This is a genomic window from Variovorax sp. YR566, from assembly GCF_051992195.1.
Taxonomy (GTDB): domain Bacteria; phylum Pseudomonadota; class Gammaproteobacteria; order Burkholderiales; family Burkholderiaceae_C; genus Variovorax.
Genome location: NZ_CP197092.1, coordinates 3,589,865 through 3,606,589, shown reverse-complemented (window position 1 = coordinate 3,606,589; position 16,725 = coordinate 3,589,865). Strand labels below are relative to the sequence as shown.

The 16,725-nt window shown below is 66.6% G+C and carries 18 protein-coding genes and 1 tRNA gene; 5 read left to right on the top strand and 14 right to left on the bottom strand.

Features of this window, described 5'->3' with window-relative positions; genetic code table 11:
• Positions 1 to 11 precede the first annotated feature (11 nt).
• From ACTG4X_RS16880 to tolB, 5 genes are all read right to left on the bottom strand, one after another.
• A tRNA-Lys gene (locus ACTG4X_RS16880) sits at positions 12 to 87 on the bottom strand.
• Positions 88 to 139: 52 nt separating this feature from the next.
• Positions 140 to 988, bottom strand: a complete 849-nt coding sequence (locus ACTG4X_RS16875) for a tRNA threonylcarbamoyladenosine dehydratase (protein WP_093074640.1) — start codon at positions 986 to 988, stop codon at positions 140 to 142.
• Between the two features lie 19 nt (positions 989 to 1,007).
• Positions 1,008 to 1,757, bottom strand: a complete 750-nt coding sequence (gene ybgF, locus ACTG4X_RS16870) for a tol-pal system protein YbgF (protein WP_093054675.1) — start codon at positions 1,755 to 1,757, stop codon at positions 1,008 to 1,010.
• Complete coding sequence (gene pal, locus ACTG4X_RS16865) at positions 1,757 to 2,272, bottom strand: peptidoglycan-associated lipoprotein Pal (protein WP_440534345.1); 516 nt, start codon at positions 2,270 to 2,272, stop codon at positions 1,757 to 1,759. Before pal ends, ybgF begins: the two co-directional genes overlap by 1 nt.
• 28 nt (positions 2,273 to 2,300) lie before the next feature.
• Positions 2,301 to 3,527, bottom strand: a complete 1,227-nt coding sequence (tolB, locus tag ACTG4X_RS16860) for a Tol-Pal system beta propeller repeat protein TolB (RefSeq protein ID WP_218132221.1) — start codon at positions 3,525 to 3,527, stop codon at positions 2,301 to 2,303.
• A 254-nt stretch (positions 3,528 to 3,781) separates the two neighbouring features.
• Here tolB and msbA point away from each other — a divergent pair, with 254 nt between their 5' ends.
• Positions 3,782 to 5,566 (top strand): lipid A export permease/ATP-binding protein MsbA, encoded by a 1,785-nt coding sequence (gene msbA / locus ACTG4X_RS16855; protein WP_440534344.1) that lies wholly within the window; start codon positions 3,782 to 3,784, stop codon positions 5,564 to 5,566.
• A 3-nt stretch (positions 5,567 to 5,569) separates the two neighbouring features.
• Here the strand turns inward: msbA and rng are convergent, their stop codons facing one another.
• The 9 genes from rng to ACTG4X_RS16810 are packed head-to-tail and all read right to left on the bottom strand — an operon-like array spanning position 5,570 to position 13,157.
• Entirely contained in the window at positions 5,570 to 7,096 is a 1,527-nt protein-coding gene (gene rng / locus ACTG4X_RS16850; RefSeq protein ID WP_093054667.1) for a ribonuclease G, read from the bottom strand.
• 7 nt (positions 7,097 to 7,103) lie between these two features.
• Positions 7,104 to 7,706: a Maf family protein gene (locus ACTG4X_RS16845; RefSeq protein ID WP_440534343.1), complete on the bottom strand. Its 603-nt coding sequence runs from the start codon at positions 7,704 to 7,706 to the stop codon at positions 7,104 to 7,106.
• 3 nt (positions 7,707 to 7,709) lie between these two features.
• Positions 7,710 to 8,414 carry a phytanoyl-CoA dioxygenase family protein gene (locus tag ACTG4X_RS16840; protein WP_440534342.1) on the bottom strand — a complete coding sequence of 235 codons (705 nt, stop codon included), beginning with the start codon at positions 8,412 to 8,414 and terminating at the stop codon, positions 7,710 to 7,712.
• Positions 8,411 to 8,878, bottom strand: coding sequence for a 23S rRNA (pseudouridine(1915)-N(3))-methyltransferase RlmH (gene rlmH / locus ACTG4X_RS16835; RefSeq protein ID WP_426392957.1), 468 nt, complete (start codon positions 8,876 to 8,878; stop codon positions 8,411 to 8,413). Before rlmH ends, ACTG4X_RS16840 begins: the two co-directional genes overlap by 4 nt.
• Positions 8,875 to 9,537, bottom strand: a complete 663-nt coding sequence (gene rsfS / locus ACTG4X_RS16830) for a ribosome silencing factor (protein WP_093173916.1) — start codon at positions 9,535 to 9,537, stop codon at positions 8,875 to 8,877. Before rsfS ends, rlmH begins: the two co-directional genes overlap by 4 nt.
• On the bottom strand, positions 9,537 to 10,169 hold the full coding sequence (gene nadD, locus ACTG4X_RS16825; RefSeq protein WP_093074656.1) for a nicotinate (nicotinamide) nucleotide adenylyltransferase: 633 nt from the start codon (positions 10,167 to 10,169) through the stop codon (positions 9,537 to 9,539). The genes rsfS and nadD overlap by 1 nt, the downstream gene beginning before the upstream one ends.
• Positions 10,166 to 11,092, bottom strand: a complete 927-nt coding sequence (hemF, locus tag ACTG4X_RS16820; RefSeq protein WP_440534341.1) for an oxygen-dependent coproporphyrinogen oxidase — start codon at positions 11,090 to 11,092, stop codon at positions 10,166 to 10,168. Before hemF ends, nadD begins: the two co-directional genes overlap by 4 nt.
• Positions 11,092 to 12,390 carry a phosphoribosylamine--glycine ligase gene (gene purD / locus ACTG4X_RS16815; RefSeq protein WP_093173920.1) on the bottom strand — a complete coding sequence of 433 codons (1,299 nt, stop codon included), beginning with the start codon at positions 12,388 to 12,390 and terminating at the stop codon, positions 11,092 to 11,094. The genes hemF and purD overlap by 1 nt, the downstream gene beginning before the upstream one ends.
• A 41-nt stretch (positions 12,391 to 12,431) precedes the next feature.
• Positions 12,432 to 13,157 carry a YebC/PmpR family DNA-binding transcriptional regulator gene (locus ACTG4X_RS16810; protein WP_056518292.1) on the bottom strand — a complete coding sequence of 242 codons (726 nt, stop codon included), beginning with the start codon at positions 13,155 to 13,157 and terminating at the stop codon, positions 12,432 to 12,434.
• Between the two features lie 118 nt (positions 13,158 to 13,275).
• Between ACTG4X_RS16810 and ACTG4X_RS16805 the strand changes: the two genes are divergently transcribed.
• Genes ACTG4X_RS16805 through ACTG4X_RS16790 form a run of 4 tightly spaced genes read left to right on the top strand, consistent with a single transcriptional unit; the run spans position 13,276 to position 16,687 of the window.
• Positions 13,276 to 14,064: a class I SAM-dependent methyltransferase gene (locus ACTG4X_RS16805; protein WP_440534340.1), complete on the top strand. Its 789-nt coding sequence runs from the start codon at positions 13,276 to 13,278 to the stop codon at positions 14,062 to 14,064.
• A gap of 2 nt (positions 14,065 to 14,066) precedes the next feature.
• The gene (locus ACTG4X_RS16800) at positions 14,067 to 15,104 is read left to right on the top strand and encodes a hypothetical protein (protein ID WP_440534339.1); all 1,038 of its coding nucleotides are present in this window, start codon (positions 14,067 to 14,069) and stop codon (positions 15,102 to 15,104) included.
• Between the two features lie 42 nt (positions 15,105 to 15,146).
• Complete coding sequence (locus ACTG4X_RS16795; protein ID WP_093054649.1) at positions 15,147 to 15,944, top strand: lysophospholipid acyltransferase family protein; 798 nt, start codon at positions 15,147 to 15,149, stop codon at positions 15,942 to 15,944.
• Positions 15,911 to 16,687, top strand: coding sequence for a glycosyltransferase family 2 protein (locus ACTG4X_RS16790; RefSeq protein WP_307614081.1), 777 nt, complete (start codon positions 15,911 to 15,913; stop codon positions 16,685 to 16,687). The genes ACTG4X_RS16795 and ACTG4X_RS16790 overlap by 34 nt, the downstream gene beginning before the upstream one ends.
• The last annotated feature ends 38 nt before the right edge of the window (positions 16,688 to 16,725 follow it).

Here is a 16,725-nt window from a genome sequence, read left to right as displayed (position 1 = left end):
TCCTGAAAGTTTGGTAGGACGTACTGGATTCGAACCAGTGACCAACGGATTAAAAGTCCGCTGCTCTACCAACTGAGCTAACGTCCCAAACCTTTTTTATTCTTGCTCTTGCCGACGTCGAATCCGGCAAAGCCAAAGATTATAGCGCGACGTTTGACGCGATTTTGTCGAGCACCCAACCTGCAGCGCATTGACCGAAGGTTGCCGTCACGCTGACCACCGATCCGTAGCCGTGGCAGTTGAGCGAACCGTCGCCTTCGATTGCGCACGACGCATCCGGCGGCGCCACGCTTTCGCGGCTGAAGACGCAGGCAACGCCGATCTTGCGGCCTTCACGCGGGGCGCCATGCTCCTTGCGCAGGCGCTGACGCAACTGCGCAAGCAGCGGGTCGTGCGTGACGAGCGATAGATCGTCGATGTCGACCTTGTGCGCCTGCCGCTTGCCGCCCGCCGCGCCCACCGTGACGAACGCCGTGCGCGACGATGCACGCGCCCATGCCGCCATGGCCACCTTGGCCTTCACCTGGTCGCAGGCATCGATGACGGCCGTTGCCGGCCCGTTCGCAGCCTGTGCCGCGTCGAGCAGCGAGAGCCAGTTGCCGGGCTCGACGAACTCGTCGATCGCCTGCACCTTGCACTCGGGGTTGATCTGCGCGATGCGGTCGCGCATGGCTTCGACCTTGGCCTGTCCCACGGTCGCGTCGAGCGCGTGGATCTGGCGGTTGATGTTCGACTCCGACACATGGTCGAGGTCGATCATGGTCAGCCGCCCCACCCCGCTGCGCGCCAGCGCCTCGACCGCCCACGAGCCCACACCGCCGATGCCGACGACCAGCACGTGCGCGTTGCGGATGCGCGCGGCACCGGCCACGCCATACAGCCGCTCGAGCCCGCCGAAGCGGCGCGCAAAGTCAGGCGCCGCGGTGTCGGTGACGACATCCGCGGCGGCAGGAGGAGTGGTGAACGCGGCAGCGATGATGGCGCTCAAGCGGAAAGCTCCGCCGGCATCAGCGCAGGCGCGAGAGGCGCTCGCGGCCGGCCTGTGCGGCTTCGGACTGCGGATAGGCCTTGGTCAGGTCTTCCAGCGTGCGGCGCGCGGCGCGCGTGTCCTTCAGCTCGATCTGGCAGTTCGCGATCGACAGCACGGCCTCAGGGGCCTTGGCATGGTCGGGCGCGAGCGAGAGCATGGAGCGGAAGTTCGCGATGGCCTCGTTGTAGTTACGCGTGGCGTACTGCGCATTGCCGAGCCAGAACAGCGCCGAGGCGTTGTAGCCGCTTTGCGGGTAGCGCTTGACGAACTCGGCAAACGCGGTCTGCGCCTGCGCGAACTGGCCCGAGCGGAACACGCCGAGGGCAGCGTCGAAGTCGGCCTTTTCCTTGGGATCGGCGGTGAACTCGCGGCCGTCCACCGACACCTTCGAAGGCTCGCTCTGCTTGAGCTTGTCGTCGATGGTGGTCTGGCGCGACTGCATCTCGCTCACCGTGCGGGTGAGCTGCTCGTTCTGGCCGGTCATGCGCGCCAGGTCGCCACGCATCTGCTCGATCTGGTTCTGCAGGTCGAGCAGGCTGCGGCGCAGCTGGCCGTTCTCGTCGGTCAGCCGCTGGTCGGTCTGCTGGCGCATGGCCTCGACGCGCTGGCGCAAGTCGAGGATGGCGCGGCGAGCCTCGTCATCCTCGAACAGTGCAGCCTGCGACCCCATCGAGACGCAGAGCAAGGCGGCAGCCAGCGCCGCGCCTCGCAGCATGGCGCGTGGCATCACCGGGTGTAGCGGATTTCGGCGCGGCGGTTCTGCGCCCACACTTCTTCACCCGAGCCCGTGACGGCAGGCTTTTCCTTGCCGAAGCTCACGGCTTCGATCTGGCTGTCGCTCACGCCCAGCAAGGTCAGCGCGCGGCGCACGGCTTCGGAACGCTTCTGGCCGAGTGCAAGGTTGTACTCGCGGCCGCCACGTTCGTCGGTGTGGCCTTCGATCGAGACGCGGCGTTGCGGGTTGGCCTTGAGGAACCTGGCGTGGCCGTCGATCAGCGACTGGAACTCGGGCTTGACCGTGTAGCTGTCGTAGTCGAAATACACGATGCGCTCGACGCCAATCGGACCTTGCGCGGTGCCCGCGGTCGGATCGATGGTGACAGGTGCCACGGTGCTGGCGCCTTGCTGGCCACCGACCGTGCCGGAACGGTCGGTCACCGGCGTTTCGTTGAGCTTGGTGCCCGACGAGCAACCGGCGATGAGAGCCACGATGGCCAGCGAATAAATCGTACGTTTCAACATATTTTCAAACTCCTCAAATAAACCTTGGTCATTGCTTTTGAAACGGACCCCAGTCCGGTTCCCTGATGTCTCCCGCCTGTCCCGCCAGTCGTGCCTTTATTTTTCCATCGAGCGTGGTCGTCATCAGGGCTTCGCGGCCCTGCAATTGCGTTGCATAGACGATCAGCTTGCTGTTCGGGGCAAAACTTGGACTTTCGTCCGCGGAGGTGTCGGTGATTGCGCTGACGTTGCCGGTTGCCAACTCCATCACATGGAGTTTGAAGGCACCGCCCACTCGGGAGATGTAGGCCAACCACCGGCCATCGCCGCTGACAGACGGAGAAATGTTGTAGGTGCCGCTGAAGGTCACCCGCGTCGGATTGCCGCCGCCGGCGCTCATCTTGTAGATCTGGGGCGCACCGCCGCGGTCGCTCACGAAATAGATGGTGCCGCCGTCGGCCGAGTACACCGGCTCGGTGTCGATGCTGGAGCTTTGCGTCAGGCGGCGCGGTTCGCCGCCGCTGGCCGGAATGGAGAACAGCTGCGAGCCGCCATCGCGGCTGAGCGTGACGGCAAGCGAATTGCCGTCTGGCGCCCAGGCCGGCGCGCTATTGGAACCCTTGAAGTTCGCAAGCAGCCGGCGCTGACCGGTGGCCACGTTGTGCACGTACACGACTGGCTTGCGCGACTCGAAGGACACATACGCCAGCTGTTGCCCGTTGGACGACCAGCAGGGCGAGATGATGGGTTCGGGGCTGGCGAGCGCGGCCTGGGCGTTCTCGCCGTCGGCATCGGCCACCCATAGCGAGTAGCGGCTGCCGCCCTTGGTGACGTAGGCGATGCGGGTCGAGAAGATGCCCTTTTCGCCGGTCAGCTTCTCGTACACGTAGTCGGCAATGCGGTGCGAGGCAAGGCGCAGGTCACCTTGAGGAACGGTGTAGCTCAGGCCACCCAGGTCCTGCCCCTTCACCACGTCCCACAGGCGGAAGCGCACGTCGAAGCGGCCGTCGGCCAGCCGGTTGACGCTGCCCACCACGAGCGAATCGGCCGTGCGCTGGCGCCACAGCGACAGGTCGGGGCGCGAGGCCTCGTCCAGCGCCTGGCCCGAAGCGTCAACGCCGCGGAACTGGCCACTGCGTTCCAGGTCGGCCTGGACGATGTCCGAGATCTTCTGGGGCGAGCCTTCCTGGCCCTTGAAAGGAACGAGCGCAATCGGCAGCTGCGTGAGCCCGACGCCCGACACCTCGACCCGGAACTGGGCCAGTGCAGGAAGCATGGGAGTGGCAGCGAGAGCCGCGATGAGCGTGCGGCGTGCAAATAACGATGAAGAAGGAGTTGGAATTAGAGTTGGCAACGGCTTGTTCATGCGGTTCGGAGAGGTTTCCGGGTAAAAAGTTCTCCCCGGCTGTAACGGGCCACATGTTACACACTGGCTTGAAGCCGCCGTCACAAAACGTTTATCCGGCGGCGCGGTCCTACAGAAGCACCTGCGGAAGGCCCTGAATGAGGGCCCCCGTAGAATCCGCCGCCATGCAAGCACCCCCCGGCGGCGAGAACGTACGCCCTCCCCTGATGCGCCGTATGGCGCGACTCATGACCTGGTTTGGCGGCTCCCGCCAATGGTGGGCCCTTGGACTGAGCGGAGCGATGCTGGCAGCAATCACCGAGCCGCTGATGGCCGCCCTGCTGAAGCCCCTGCTCGACCGGGGCTTCACGCGCGGCGAGATGCCCTTGTGGTTCGTGCCCGCCGCCGTGCTGCTGCTGTTTGCGGTGCGCGGCATCGCCCAGTTCATCTCCCAGTACGCGCTGTCGCGCATCGCCAACGAAGGCATGCAGAAGCTGCGGCGGGTGCTGTTCGAGCGGCTGCTCGGCGCCGAACTCGCGCTGTTCGCCCGGCAGTCGGCCAGCACCCTTTCGAACACGGTGGTCTACGAAGTGCAGACCGGCGCGATGCTTCTGGTGCAAGCGATCCTCGGACTCTCGCGCGACGGCTTCACACTGATCGCGCTGCTGGGCTATCTGGTCTACCTGAACTGGAAGCTCACCCTCATCGTCGCCTTCCTGGTGCCCAGCATCTCCTGGATCATGAAGGTGTTCTCCAAGCGGCTTTACCGCCTGACCCAGCAGGGCCAGCAGGCCACCGACGAGCTGGCCTACGTGGTCGAGGAAAACGTGCTCGCCCACCGAGTGGTGCGGCTGCACGGTGCGGAAGACGCGCAGGGCCGCCGCTTCGAGCAACTGAGCCAGCGCCTGAACCGGCTGGCCGTGAAGTCGACCATCGCCCAGGCTGCCACCACGCCGCTCACGCAGATGATGGCTTCGCTCGCACTGTCGATCGTGGTGATGATCGCGCTGTGGCAAAGCGGCAAGCAGGGCTTCACGGTGGGCGGTTTCGTCGCCTACATCACGGCCATGCTGATGCTGATCGCGCCGATCCGGCGCCTCGCCGAAGTTGCCGGCCCGATCACGCGCGGCCTCGCTGCGCTGGAGCGTGGGCTGATCCTGATCGACGACGTGGCCCCGGAGTCGCAGGGCGCATTCCAGGTCGAACATGCCGAAGGACGCATCGAACTGCGCAACGTGCAGGTCAGCTACCGCGGCGAAGACGAACAGCGTGCGCTCGACGGCGTGAGCCTGACCATCGAACCCGGCCAGGTGGTGGCCTTCGTCGGCCCTTCGGGTTCGGGCAAGACCACGCTGGTCAACCTGCTGCCGCGCTTCGTGCAGCCCAGCGGCGGGCAGGTGCTGCTCGACGGACACGACACCAGCGAATGGCAATTGAAAAGCCTGCGCGCCCAGTTCGCCATGGTGAGCCAGGACGTAGTGATGCTCAACGAGACGCTGGCGGCCAACGTGGCGCTGGGCGCCGAGATCGACCGCGAGCGCGTGCTGCAGTGCATCGAGGCGGCCAACCTGAGCGCGCACGTCGAAAGCCTGCCCCAGGGCCTCGACACGGTGCTGGGCCACAACGCCACGCAGCTTTCAGGCGGCCAGCGCCAGCGCCTCGCCATTGCCCGCGCGCTCTACAAGAATGCGCCCGTGCTGCTGCTCGACGAGGCTACCTCGGCGCTCGACACCGAATCCGAACGGCTGGTGCAGGACGCCCTGCAGCGGCTGATGCAGAACCGCACCACGCTGATCGTCGCCCACCGCCTGTCGACCATCCAGCATGCCGACCGGATCATCGTGATGGAGCAAGGCCGTATCGCCGAGCAAGGCAGCCACGAGCAGCTCATGGCGCTGGACGGCCTCTACGCGCGGCTGCAGACACTGGCGGTGCGCAGCGCCCCGCCGGGGCAAGACCCGACGCTTTAGGCCTTAAAGCAGCACGATGTCGTACTGTCCCTGCCCGATCGCGGGCTCGGACTGCAGCGAAATCGGCTTGCCGATGAAGTCGCTCAGCCCCGCCAGGTGCTGGCTCTCCTCGTCGAGGAACAGCTCGATCACCTGCGGCGACGACACGATGCGGAACTCGCGCGGCGTGAATTGCCGCGCCTCGCGCAATATCTCTCGCATCACGTCGTAGGCCACGCTGCGCGCGGTCTTCACGATGCCCTGGCCGCCGCAGGCCGCACAGGGCTCGCACAGCATGTGCGCCAGCGATTCGCGGGTGCGCTTGCGCGTCATCTCGACCAGCCCGAGCTGCGAGAAACCGCCGGCCGTGGTCTTCACGCGGTCGCGCGCCAGTTGCTTGCGGAACTCCGCCAGCACCTGTTCGCGGTGGTCGTCGCGACCCATGTCGATGAAGTCGACGATGATGATCCCGCCCAGGTTGCGCAGCCGCAGCTGTCGCGCAATGGCCTGTGCCGCTTCGAGGTTAGTCTTGAAGATGGTGTCGTCGAAGTTGCGTGCACCGACGAAGCCGCCGGTGTTCACGTCCACCGTGGTCAACGCTTCGGTCTGGTCGACCACCAGATACCCACCCGACTTGAGTTCGACGCGCCGGCCCAGCGCCTTCGCGATTTCCTCGTCGACCGAATACAAATCGAAGATCGGCCGCTCGCCCTTGTAGTGCTGCAGCTTGCCCGCCGCCTTGGGCATGAATTCGAGCCCGAACTTCAGCAGCACCTCGAACTGCTCTCGCGAGTCGATGCGGATGGTCTGCGTGTCTTCGCTGGTCATGTCGCGCAGCACGCGCTGCAGCAGGCTCAGGTCCTGGTGCAGCAGCGACATCGGTGGCATGCGCATCGAGGCGTCACGGATGCGCGACCAGGTCTTGCGCAGGTAGGCAATGTCTTCGGCAAGCTCGGGGTCGGTGGAGTCCTCGCCGTTGGTGCGCAGGATGAAGCCACCGGTGTTGGCCGGCACCACGCCGCCACTGTCGGCCGCAGCGGCCGCTTCGATCAGCGCCAGCATGCGGTTGCGCAGCGACTCGCGCTGGTCCGACGGGATCTTCTGCGATACGCCGATGTGGTTGTCCTGCGGCAGGAACACCAGCAGCCGCCCGGCAATGCTGATCTGCGTGGACAGCCGCGCGCCCTTGGTGCCGATGGGGTCCTTGATGACCTGTACCAGCAGCGACTGGCCCTCGAACACCTGCTTCTCGATGGGCACCATCGGCCCGCCGTTGCGGTGGTCGCGCTCGGGCGCCGGCGCACTGGGCCGCGAGCCCGGAGTGAACGGCGCCACGATGTCGGCCACGTGCAGGAAAGCCGTGCGCTCCAAGCCGATGTCGATGAAGGCCGACTGCATGCCCGGCAGCACGCGCGACACCTTGCCGAGGTAGATGTTGCCGACCAAGCCTCGCTCCAGCGTTCGCTCGACGTGCAGCTCTTGCACCGCGCCGTGCTCGACCAGCGCCACACGGGTCTCCTGCGGAGACCAGTTGATCAGGATGTCTTGCATGGAATTCTCAAGTATTGAAACCGGCGTTTCGAAGCAGCCCTGCTGTCTCGAACATGGGGAGGCCCATGATGCCCGAATAGGACCCGCTGATGTGCTCGATGAATGCAGCCGCCGCGCCCTGGATGGCATAGGCCCCGGCCTTGCCCAGCGGCTCGCCGCTTTCCGCATAGCGGGCGATCTGGGCGTCTGTGATGTTGGCGAAGCGCACGCGCGACACGCTGAGCGCGGCGTGGCGTTGTGCGCCATGCTGCAGCGCAACGGCGGTCAGCACGCGGTGCGTGGCGCCTGAGAGCAATCGCAGCATGCGTGCCGCATCGGCCGCGTCTTCGGGCTTGCCGAGGATGGTGCGGCCGAGTGCGACTGTGGTGTCGGCGCAGAGCACCGGCGCGTCGGCAAGGCCGCGGCGCCGGAGCCTAGCCACCGCGGCATCGAGCTTCAGGGCCGTGACGCGCTGCACATACGTTGCAGGAGCCTCGTTGGGCAGCACGGCTTCGAGCGATTCGGCGTCTTCGTCGGCATCGGCCAGCAGCTGTTCGTGGCGCACGCCGAGTTGGCCGAGCAGTTGGGCACGACGCGGGCTCTGCGAAGCGAGGTAGATGAAGTCCGGCAAGGTTCAGTTCTCCTGAAGGGCCGGCTGCCCGCCGGCCACAGTACGGTTCCAGACCAGTCCGTGCGGCAGGCGCGCGGGTCCGAAAAGAAAGTGAAGGACTCGGCGACGAGCCGGTGACCGGGCGCGAGAGGACGCATGCAGCAGCAAGGGGCGCATCAGCAGGGCGTCGCCACGCGCCGCCGTACAGGCCGTCTCGCCGTGTTCGACGCGCAAGTCCTGCGCTTCGGCATCGCTCAACCGTCCGGCGCGGTGGCTGCCCGATACGACGCGCAACGGCCCCGCATCCACGCCGCAATCATCCAGATGCACCCGCACGGCGAGCAGCGATCGCAACACGTCGACCGGCGGCTGCACATACGGCTCGCCCTCCTTGAGGACGGCAGGCATGCCGGCGCCCGAGGCGGGAATCGAGGTGTCCTGATGCAGCGCGACCAGCCAGTTCCTGTCGGCCGTCTTGTCGAAGAGCGTGCATTGCACGGCCACCGATGAAGCATCGAGCAGGCCCATGCCGACCAGCCGTGTTTTCAGCTGAACAGCAATCTCACTGCAGCGCGGCTGGGCCAGAAGGTTGCGGCTGCCTGCCGCCTGCCCCAGCCAATGGTCGAGCGACCGCGCGGTTGCGTCCAGCAGATCAAACGGCAACAGCGCCGGCAGCAGCGCATGGCCCTTCTCCTCGAGCAACGCGACCCGCCCGTCGGCGCTTGTCATTCGCGGTGGTAAGGATGACCCGCATTGACCGACCACGCCCGGTACAGCTGCTCGACCAGCAGCACCCGCGCCATCGCGTGCGGCAGCGTCAGGTCGGACAGGCGGATGCGTTCGTGGGCCGCGGCCTTGAAGGCCGGGTCGAGCCCGTCGGGCCCGCCGATGACCAGGGCGACGTCGTCGCCCTCGCCTTGCCAGGCCTGCAGGCGCGCGGCAAGCGCCTTGGTGGTCAGCGCCGTGCCGCGCTCGTCGAGCGCGACGACGCGCATGCCACGCGCAATTGCGCCTTCGATGCGCTCGCGCTCCGCGGCGTACAGCGTTTCAAGCGACTTGGAGCCGCGCGGCTCGGTCTTGACTGCTCGCAGCTCGAGCTTGAGCTCGGGCGGGAAGCGCTTGGCGTAGTCGTCCCAGGCAGTCTGTGCCCAATCGGGCATGCGCTGCCCGACGGCGACCACCAGCAGCTTCATGCGCGGCGGGCTGGCGCCTTCCTGGCAGCCGTCGTCGTCTTCTTTGCAGCGGGCTTCTTGGCAGCGGGCTTGCCGACGACCTTGACCGGCACACGCGCGGTGGTGGTCTTCCGGGCGGGCGCCTTCTTGGCAGCGGTTTTCTTGGCCGGGGCCTTCGCAGCCTTGGCTTCTTGTTCTGCCGCGCGGATCGCGGTCTTGGCAGCGCTGGAGCGGCGCAGCGTCGGCGTCTTGGTGGCCGGCTTCTTCTCTTCGGTGCCGACCTTCGATGCGGTGGCGACCGCGGGCTTCGCGCCGCCGAGCTTTGCACGCACCGGCTTGTCGCCCCAGATCTCTTCGAGGTGGTAGTACTGACGGATAGCGGGCTGCATGATGTGCGCCACGGCCGCGCCGCAATCCACGATGATCCACTCGCCGTTGTCCTCGCCCTCGATGCGCGGCTTGCCGAAACCGGCTTCGCGCACCGCGTCGCGCACGCTGGCGGCCAGCGCCTTCGTCTGGCGGTTGGAGGTGCCCGACGCCACGATCACGCGCTCGAACAGCGGTGAAAGATGTTCTGTGTCGAATACCTGGATGTCCTGCGCCTTGACGTCTTCGAGACCATCGATGATGGCTCGCTGGAGTTTCTGGGTGTCTTTCTTGGCGGCGGCTTCAGTGGTCATCAGGCAGAGCGGTAGAGGTGGTGTTGGTCAATATAGCGTGCAACCGTGGGCGGAACCAGCGAGGAAATGTCCACGCCAAGCTCCGCGCGCCGCCGAATCTCGGTGGCGCTGTTGTTCATAGGTGGCAGTTCGAGCGCCTCGAAACGCGCGCCAGCCGGGAGGCCGGGCAGCATTTTCGGATCAAAACGAGCAGTGTTGCTCGTCGATAGTGCGCGATACGCTACAGAAACGATAGCAATGCCGAGTATATCCTGCCAGCCGTGCCAGGTCGGCAACGCGCTTGCCTGGTCGGCGCCCATGATCAGGACCAGCTGTGCGCCGGGCTGCTCGCGCTGCAATTCGTGCAGGGTGTCGAGTGTGTAGGTGGGCCCGTCGCGCAGCACTTCGCGGCTGTCGATGACGACGGTGCCTTTCAGGTCAGCGAAGGCCAGCCGCGTCATCGCAAGGCGGTCTTCCTTCGGCGTGAGCGCCCTGCTCTTGTGCCAGGCCTGCCCCGTGGGAATGACGTGCAGTTCGGCAAGATCGAGTTGCGCCAGCGCGGCTTCGGCTAGCGCGACGTGGGCGTTGTGCGGCGGATCGAATGCGCCGCCGAAAACGCCGATGCGACGCACCGCAGTGCCGGAGCGGTTCACAACCAGTCGCGCCGCACGATGAAGTCGCTGTACAGCGCGGCTTCGGGGCTGCCCGGCTCGGGCTGCTGCTGGTAGGCCCAGCTGGCCAGCGGCGGCATCGACAGCAGGATCGATTCGGTACGCCCACCCGACTGAAGGCCGAAGTGCGTGCCGCGGTCCCACACGAGGTTGAACTCGACGTAACGGCCGCGCCGATAGAGCTGGAAGTTGCGCTCGCGCTCCGTGTAAGGCGTGGCGCGGCGGCGTTCGACGATCGGCAGATACGCCGGCAAAAAGCCATCGCCCACCGAGCGGATCAGCGCGAAGCCGTTCTCGAAACCGCCCTCGGAGAAATCATCGAAGAAGATGCCGCCGATGCCGCGCTGTTCGCCGCGATGCTTCAGGAAGAAATACTCGTCGCACCAGGTTTTGAAGCGCGGGTACTTGTCGTCGCCGAAAGGTGCGAGCGCGTCTCGGCACACAGTGTGAAAGTGCACCGCGTCTTCCTCGAAGCCGTAGCACGGCGTGAGGTCCATGCCGCCGCCGAACCAGCAGACCGGCTCGCCTCCTGCACCCTCTTTGGGCAGCGCAGCCAGCATGCGCACGTTCATGTGAACGATCGGCATGTAGGGGTTGCGCGGATGGAACACCAGCGACACGCCCATCGCCTCGAAAGGCGCGCCTGCCAACTCGGGCCGGTTCTGCGTGGCCGAGGGCGGGAGCTTCGGTCCGCGCACCTGCGAGAAGCCGCAGCCCGCGCGCTCGAACAGTTCACCGCCTTCGAGGATGCAGGTCAGCCCATGGCCCTGCAGCGGTTCGCCGGGCGCTTTCTCCCAGGCATCGCGCACGCAGGTGCCGCCGTCGGCCTTCTCGACCGCCGCGATGATCGACTGCTGCAGTCCGCGCAGGTACTCGCCGACCGCTGCCGGATTGGTTTGCTGCATCAAGCGCCGTGGGTGTTGCGCGCGTGCACCGCGCGGAATCCGATGTCCTTGCGGTATTGCGCACCGTCGAAGCTGACGCGCGCCGCAACCTCGTAGGCCCGCTGCTGCGCCTGCTTCACGCTGTCGGCCAGCACGGTCACGCAGAGCACGCGCCCGCCGCTGGTCTTGAGCTCGCCGTTTTCCAGCGTCGTGCCGGCGTGGAACACCACGGCATCGGGCGCCTCGGCCGGAATGCCGGTGATGCGGTCACCCTTGCGCGGCGACAGCGGGTAGCCGTGCGCGGCCATCACCACGCCCAGCGCCACGCGCCGGTCCCATTGCAGCTCGACCTGGTCGAGCGTGCCGTCGGTGGCGTGCCAGAACACCTCGAACAGGTCGGACTTCAGGCGCATCATGATCGGCTGCGTCTCGGGGTCGCCCATGCGGCAGTTGAACTCGAGCGTCTTTGGGTGGCCCGTGGCGTCGATCATCAGGCCGGCGTAGAGGAAGCCGGTGAAAGGAATGCCGTCTTTCTCCATGCCGCGGATGGTCGGCAGGATGATCTCGCGCATGGCGCGCGCATGCACCTCGGCCGTGACCACCGGCGCGGGCGAATACGCCCCCATGCCACCGGTGTTGGGACCTTCGTCGTTGTCGAGCAGGCGCTTGTGGTCCTGGCTGGTGGCCAGCGCGGTCACGTTCTTGCCGTCGCACAGCACGATGAAGCTGGCTTCCTCGCCCTGCAGGAATTCTTCGATGACGACGCGCGCGCCGCCTTCGTTATGCGACACGCCGAACTTGTTGTCGACCAGCATGAAGTCGACGGCCTCGTGCGCTTCCTCTGCGGTCATGGCAACCACCACGCCCTTGCCAGCCGCCAGGCCGTCGGCCTTGACGACGATGGGCGCGCCCTTGGCGTCGATGTATGCGTGTGCCGCGGCGGCGTCGGTGAAAGCCTCGTACTCGGCGGTCGGAATCTTGTGGCGCTTCATGAAGGCCTTGGAGAAGGCCTTCGAGCTTTCGAGCTGGGCGGCCGCCTGCGTGGGGCCGAAGATGCGCAGGCCGTGCGCGCGGAACTCGTCCACCACGCCGGCAGCCAGCGGCGCCTCGGGGCCGACCACGGTCAGCGCGATCTTTTCTTTCATCGCCCATTCGCGCAGCGCGGCGGGCTCGGTGATGTCGACGCAGTCGTAGCGCTCGTCGGCTGCGGTGCCGCCGTTGCCCGGCGCCACGTACACACGGCTCACCCGGGCAGCCTGTGCCAGCCGCCATGCCAGAGCGTGTTCACGGCCCCCTCCCCCAATTACCAGTACCTTCATTCGCGGGCCTTCATTTCTCGCTGTGATTCAACAAACAACATTCATTCGGACAGCGAGGCGTTGTGATAAACGTCCTGCACGTCGTCCAGGTCCTCGAGCACATCGAGCAACTTCTGCATTCTTGCGGCGTCTTCGCCGGTCACGTCTACCGTGTTTTCGGCGCGCATGGTGACTTCGGCGGCGTCGGGCTTCAGGCCCGCGGCTTCGAGCGCGTTCTTCACGGCTTCGAAGTCGGCGACGGCGGTGATCACCTCGATGGCGCCGTCGTCGTCGGTAACGACGTCTTCGGCGCCCGCCTCGAGCGCCACTTCCATCACCTTGTCTTCATTGGTGCCCGGCGCAAAGATGAACTGGCCGCAGTGCTTGAACTGGAAGGCCACCGAGCCTTCGGTGCCCATGTTGCCGCCGTGCTTGGAGAATGCGTGGCGCACTTCGGCCACGGTGCGCACGCGGTTGTCGGTCATGGTGTCGACGATGATCGCCGCGCCACCGATGCCGTACCCTTCGTAACGAATTTCTTCGTAATTGACGCCTTCGAGGTTGCCCGTGGCCTTGTCGATGTTGCGCTTGATGGTGTCGATGGGCAGGTTCACCGCCTTGGCCTTTTCAACGGCCAGCCGCAGCCGGGGGTTGGAGCCCAGGTCGGCGCCACCGGCGCGGGCGGCCACTGTGATTTCGCGGATGGCGCGGGTCCAGAGCTTGCCCCGCTTCTCGTCCTGACGGCCCTTCCGGTGCTGAATATTCGCCCACTTGCTATGTCCGGCCATGGCTTTCTATCTCGCTGTCCTGTGTTTTCTGAGCAGGCTCCGAGTTTACTGTCCGGCGCACACAACGCCCGCCCTGGGGCCCGGAATTCGGGCCGGGGCTTTTGGTGATAATCGTTCGATGACGCCATCGCCTTCCGTCGGGCCCGGGAATCCCGACATCCTGCCGCCGCACGCCCCTTTGCCGCTGTACTACAAGACCGAGGCCGAGCATCAGGCGTTCCTGCTGCGCATCTTCGACAGCACGGCCGCGGACTACGACCGCATCGAGAGCGTGCTGGCCTTCGGCACCGGCCCCTCGTATCGCCGTGCTGCGCTGCGGGAAGCCGGCCTCTCGGCGGGCATGCAGGTGCTGGATGTGGGCATCGGCACCGGGCTCGTGGCCCGTGAGGCGCTGAAACTCATCGGCTCCACCGGCCAGCTCGTGGGCGTCGATCCCAGTCCCGGCATGTTGGGCCAGGTCAAGCTGCCCGGCGTAGAACTGGTGCGCGGCGTGGCCGAAGCCCTGCCCCGGCCCGATGCCAGCAGCGACTTCGTGAGCATGGGCTACGCCATGCGCCACATCAGCGACGTGGCGGCCGCCTTCAGCGAGTTCCATCGCGTGCTGCGCCCCGGCGGACGCGTGGCGGTACTCGAAATCACCAAACCCGAGGGCCGCTTCGCAACCGCGCTGCTCAAGGGCTACATGCGTGCCGTGGTGCCGCTGATCGCCCGCGTGGTCGGTCGCCAGCGCAACACCTCGGAACTGTGGCGCTATTACTGGGACACGATTGAGGCCTGCATTCCGCCCGAACGGGTGATGCAGGCGCTGGCCGACGCGGGTTTTCGCGACGTGCGCCGGCATGCGAGCCTCGGCGTCTTCTCTGCCTACACCGCCATCAAACCCGAACACACCGTCGAGGCCAGCTGATAGTGCGAGCTCAGGACGAAACCCTTTCTTCCCATCTGCGCGTCGAGCGCCTGTCGCTGCCGGCCAGCCTTGCGCTGGCTGTTGACGGCAAGGCGCCCTTCGCGGCGCTCGGCTACGGCACGCCGCACGGCGTGGCCTGGATGCCGACCGTCAACGCGCGTGTGCTGTCGGCAAACGGCGCCATGGCCGATGTGTGGCACGTGAGCCGTCCGCAACACGTCAAGTCGGGCACCACCGGCATCGCGCGCTGGCGCACCGACGGGCACTGGCTGCTCGGCGCCATCGACCTGGACGAAGCCACCGAAAAACAGGGCCTCGCCGAACTCGCGCACCGCGCCTACCGCGACCTCTTCAAGACGCTCGACCAGGCCGGCACGCCGCACCTGCAGCGCATCTGGAACTACCTGCCGCAGATCAACGCCGACGGCGGCGGGCTGGAGCGCTACCGGCAGTTCAATCTCGGCCGGCAGGAAGCGTTTCTCGAAGCCGGCCGCGCCGCCTTCGAGGGCGCGCCTGCGGCCTGTGCACTGGGCATCCACCAGGGCGCCCTGTCGATCCGCTTCCTGGCCGGCCAGCAGGCGCCGCTGCCGGTCGAAAACCCGCGTCAGGTTTCGGCCTACCGCTATCCCGAAACCTACGGCCCGCGCTCGCCGACCTTCTCGCGCGCCGCGCTGGCGGACATCGGCGACGGCAACATCGCCCTCTTCATCTCCGGCACTGCGAGCATCGTCGGCCACGAAACCGTGCACCACGGCGACGTGCTCGAGCAGACGCGCGAAACCCTGCGCAACTTGCAGGCGGTGATTGCCGCCGCCAACGAACGCGGCACCGCGAAGTTCTCGCTGGCCGAGCTCGATTGCGTGGTCTACGTGCGTCACCCGTCGGACACCGAAGCTGTACGCAGCATCATCGAAGGCACGCTCGGCGCCGACGCGCCGATGGCGCGCCACGCGGTGTACCTCGAAGCCGACATCTGCCGCAGCGACCTGCTGGTCGAGATTGAGGCCCACACGGCGGCGGCCGGCCTGCTACGGGCATGACCGGTCGTTGTCCGACCGCGCATTGCCCGATTGACTGATTCAATGACTCGCGTGCTGCGAATTCTCACGTCGATTCCGCTCGCGTTGATGCTCTACGCGCTGCTGCTGTTCCTGGGCCTGATCTCGCTGGTCTGGAACGTCGTCGCCATGCTGATCCACCCGATCATGCCGGCGGCGCCCGCGCGCGTGCTGGGACGCACGACCATCGCCTTCGCCTACCGCATGTTCTGGTGGCTGGCGTCGGTGACCGGCATGATGCGCATCGACGCCGCCTGCCTCGACCCGATGCGCAAGGAACCCGGCGTGATCTTCGTGGCCAACCACCCGACGATGCTCGATGCGCTGCTGCTGGTGGCGCGGCTGCCCCGCAGTGCCTGCATCATGAAGGCCGACCTGATGGGCAACATCTTCCTGGGCGCGGGCGCCCGGCTGGCGCGCTACATCAGCAACAAGTCGGCCCGCACCATGGTGCGCCTTGCCGTGAACGACCTGCGCAACGGCGGCCAGCTGGTGATCTTTCCCGAGGGCACGCGCACGGTGACGCCGCCGCTCAATGCGTTCCGCCCCGGCACCACGCTGATCGCCAAGCTGGCGCAGGCGCCCATACAAACGGTGTTCATCGACACCGACTCGCCCTACCTCGCCAAGGGCTGGCCGCTATGGCGCGTGCCACCGCTTCCCATCGTCTTCACCCTGCGGATCGGCAAGCGCTTCTCGCCCACGCAGGACAGCGACGTGCTGCAGGCCGAGCTCGAACAATACTTCCGACAAAACCTGGAGCAGCGCGCCACCGACGCGTCCCCCGAATGCCAGACGCCTCGCGCACCCACCTTGTCCTGATCCCCAGCTACAACACCGGCGAGTGCCTGTTCTCGACCGTCACCGCGGCGCGCGCGCAGTGGAACCCGGTGTGGGTGGTGGTCGACGGCAGCGACGACGGCACGGGCGAGCGGCTGCAGCAGATGGCGGCCGGCGACCCGGGCCTGCGCGTGTGGGTGCTGCCGCAGAACCAGGGCAAGGGTTCGGCCGTGCTGCACGGCCTGCGCGCCGCGAAGGAGGCCGGTTTCACCCATGCGCTGACGATGGATTCCGACGGGCAGCATCCGGCGGACCTGATCCCCGAGTTCATGAAGGCCTCGCTGGCCCGCCCCGAGACGATGGTGCTCGGGCGACCGGTGTTCGACGCCAGCGCACCGCTGCTGCGCGTGCGCGGTCGGCGTGTGTCGAACGGATGGACGCAGCTCGAAACGCTGTTCGCCGGCGTGGGCGATTCGCTCTACGGCTTTCGCGTGTATCCGGTGACGGACCTGATCGCCGTCATGGAGCGGCAGCCATGGATGCGGCGCTTCGACTTCGACACCGAAGCTGTGGTGCGGCTGGCATGGCGCGGCGTCAAGCCCGTGAACATCGATGCGCCGGTGAAGTACCTGACGGCGGAGGAAGGCGGGGTTTCGCACTTCCGCTATGGGCGCGACAACGTGCTGCTCACCTGGATGCACGCGCGGCTGATGGTGGAGTTCGTGTTGCGGCTGCCTGGGCTGGTGTTTCGCAAGCTGGCGAAGAAGGCGCCGTTTCAGGACTGACGACGCTTGCTCGCTGATTTGGGTAGAGCCCACTCACC

Bases quoted from the DNA above. Each gene is read 5' to 3' on its own strand.
- ybgF (WP_093054675.1), bottom strand. From the start codon at position 1,757: ATGCCACGCGCCATGCTGCGAGGCGCGGCGCTGGCTGCCGCCTTGCTC.
- pal (WP_440534345.1), bottom strand. From the start codon at position 2,272: ATGTTGAAACGTACGATTTATTCGCTGGCCATCGTGGCTCTCATCGCC.
- tolB (WP_218132221.1), bottom strand. From the start codon at position 3,527: ATGCTTCCTGCACTGGCCCAGTTCCGGGTCGAGGTGTCGGGCGTCGGG.
- msbA (WP_440534344.1), top strand. From the start codon at position 3,782: ATGCAAGCACCCCCCGGCGGCGAGAACGTACGCCCTCCCCTGATGCGC.
- rng (WP_093054667.1), bottom strand. From the start codon at position 7,096: ATGCAAGACATCCTGATCAACTGGTCTCCGCAGGAGACCCGTGTGGCG.
- ACTG4X_RS16840 (WP_440534342.1), bottom strand. From the start codon at position 8,414: ATGACAAGCGCCGACGGGCGGGTCGCGTTGCTCGAGGAGAAGGGCCAT.
- rlmH (WP_426392957.1), bottom strand. From the start codon at position 8,878: ATGAAGCTGCTGGTGGTCGCCGTCGGGCAGCGCATGCCCGATTGGGCA.
- rsfS (WP_093173916.1), bottom strand. From the start codon at position 9,537: ATGACCACTGAAGCCGCCGCCAAGAAAGACACCCAGAAACTCCAGCGA.
- hemF (WP_440534341.1), bottom strand. From the start codon at position 11,092: ATGCAGCAAACCAATCCGGCAGCGGTCGGCGAGTACCTGCGCGGACTG.
- purD (WP_093173920.1), bottom strand. From the start codon at position 12,390: ATGAAGGTACTGGTAATTGGGGGAGGGGGCCGTGAACACGCTCTGGCA.
- ACTG4X_RS16810 (WP_056518292.1), bottom strand. From the start codon at position 13,157: ATGGCCGGACATAGCAAGTGGGCGAATATTCAGCACCGGAAGGGCCGT.
- ACTG4X_RS16805 (WP_440534340.1), top strand. From the start codon at position 13,276: ATGACGCCATCGCCTTCCGTCGGGCCCGGGAATCCCGACATCCTGCCG.
- ACTG4X_RS16795 (WP_093054649.1), top strand. From the start codon at position 15,147: ATGACTCGCGTGCTGCGAATTCTCACGTCGATTCCGCTCGCGTTGATG.
- ACTG4X_RS16790 (WP_307614081.1), top strand. From the start codon at position 15,911: ATGCCAGACGCCTCGCGCACCCACCTTGTCCTGATCCCCAGCTACAAC.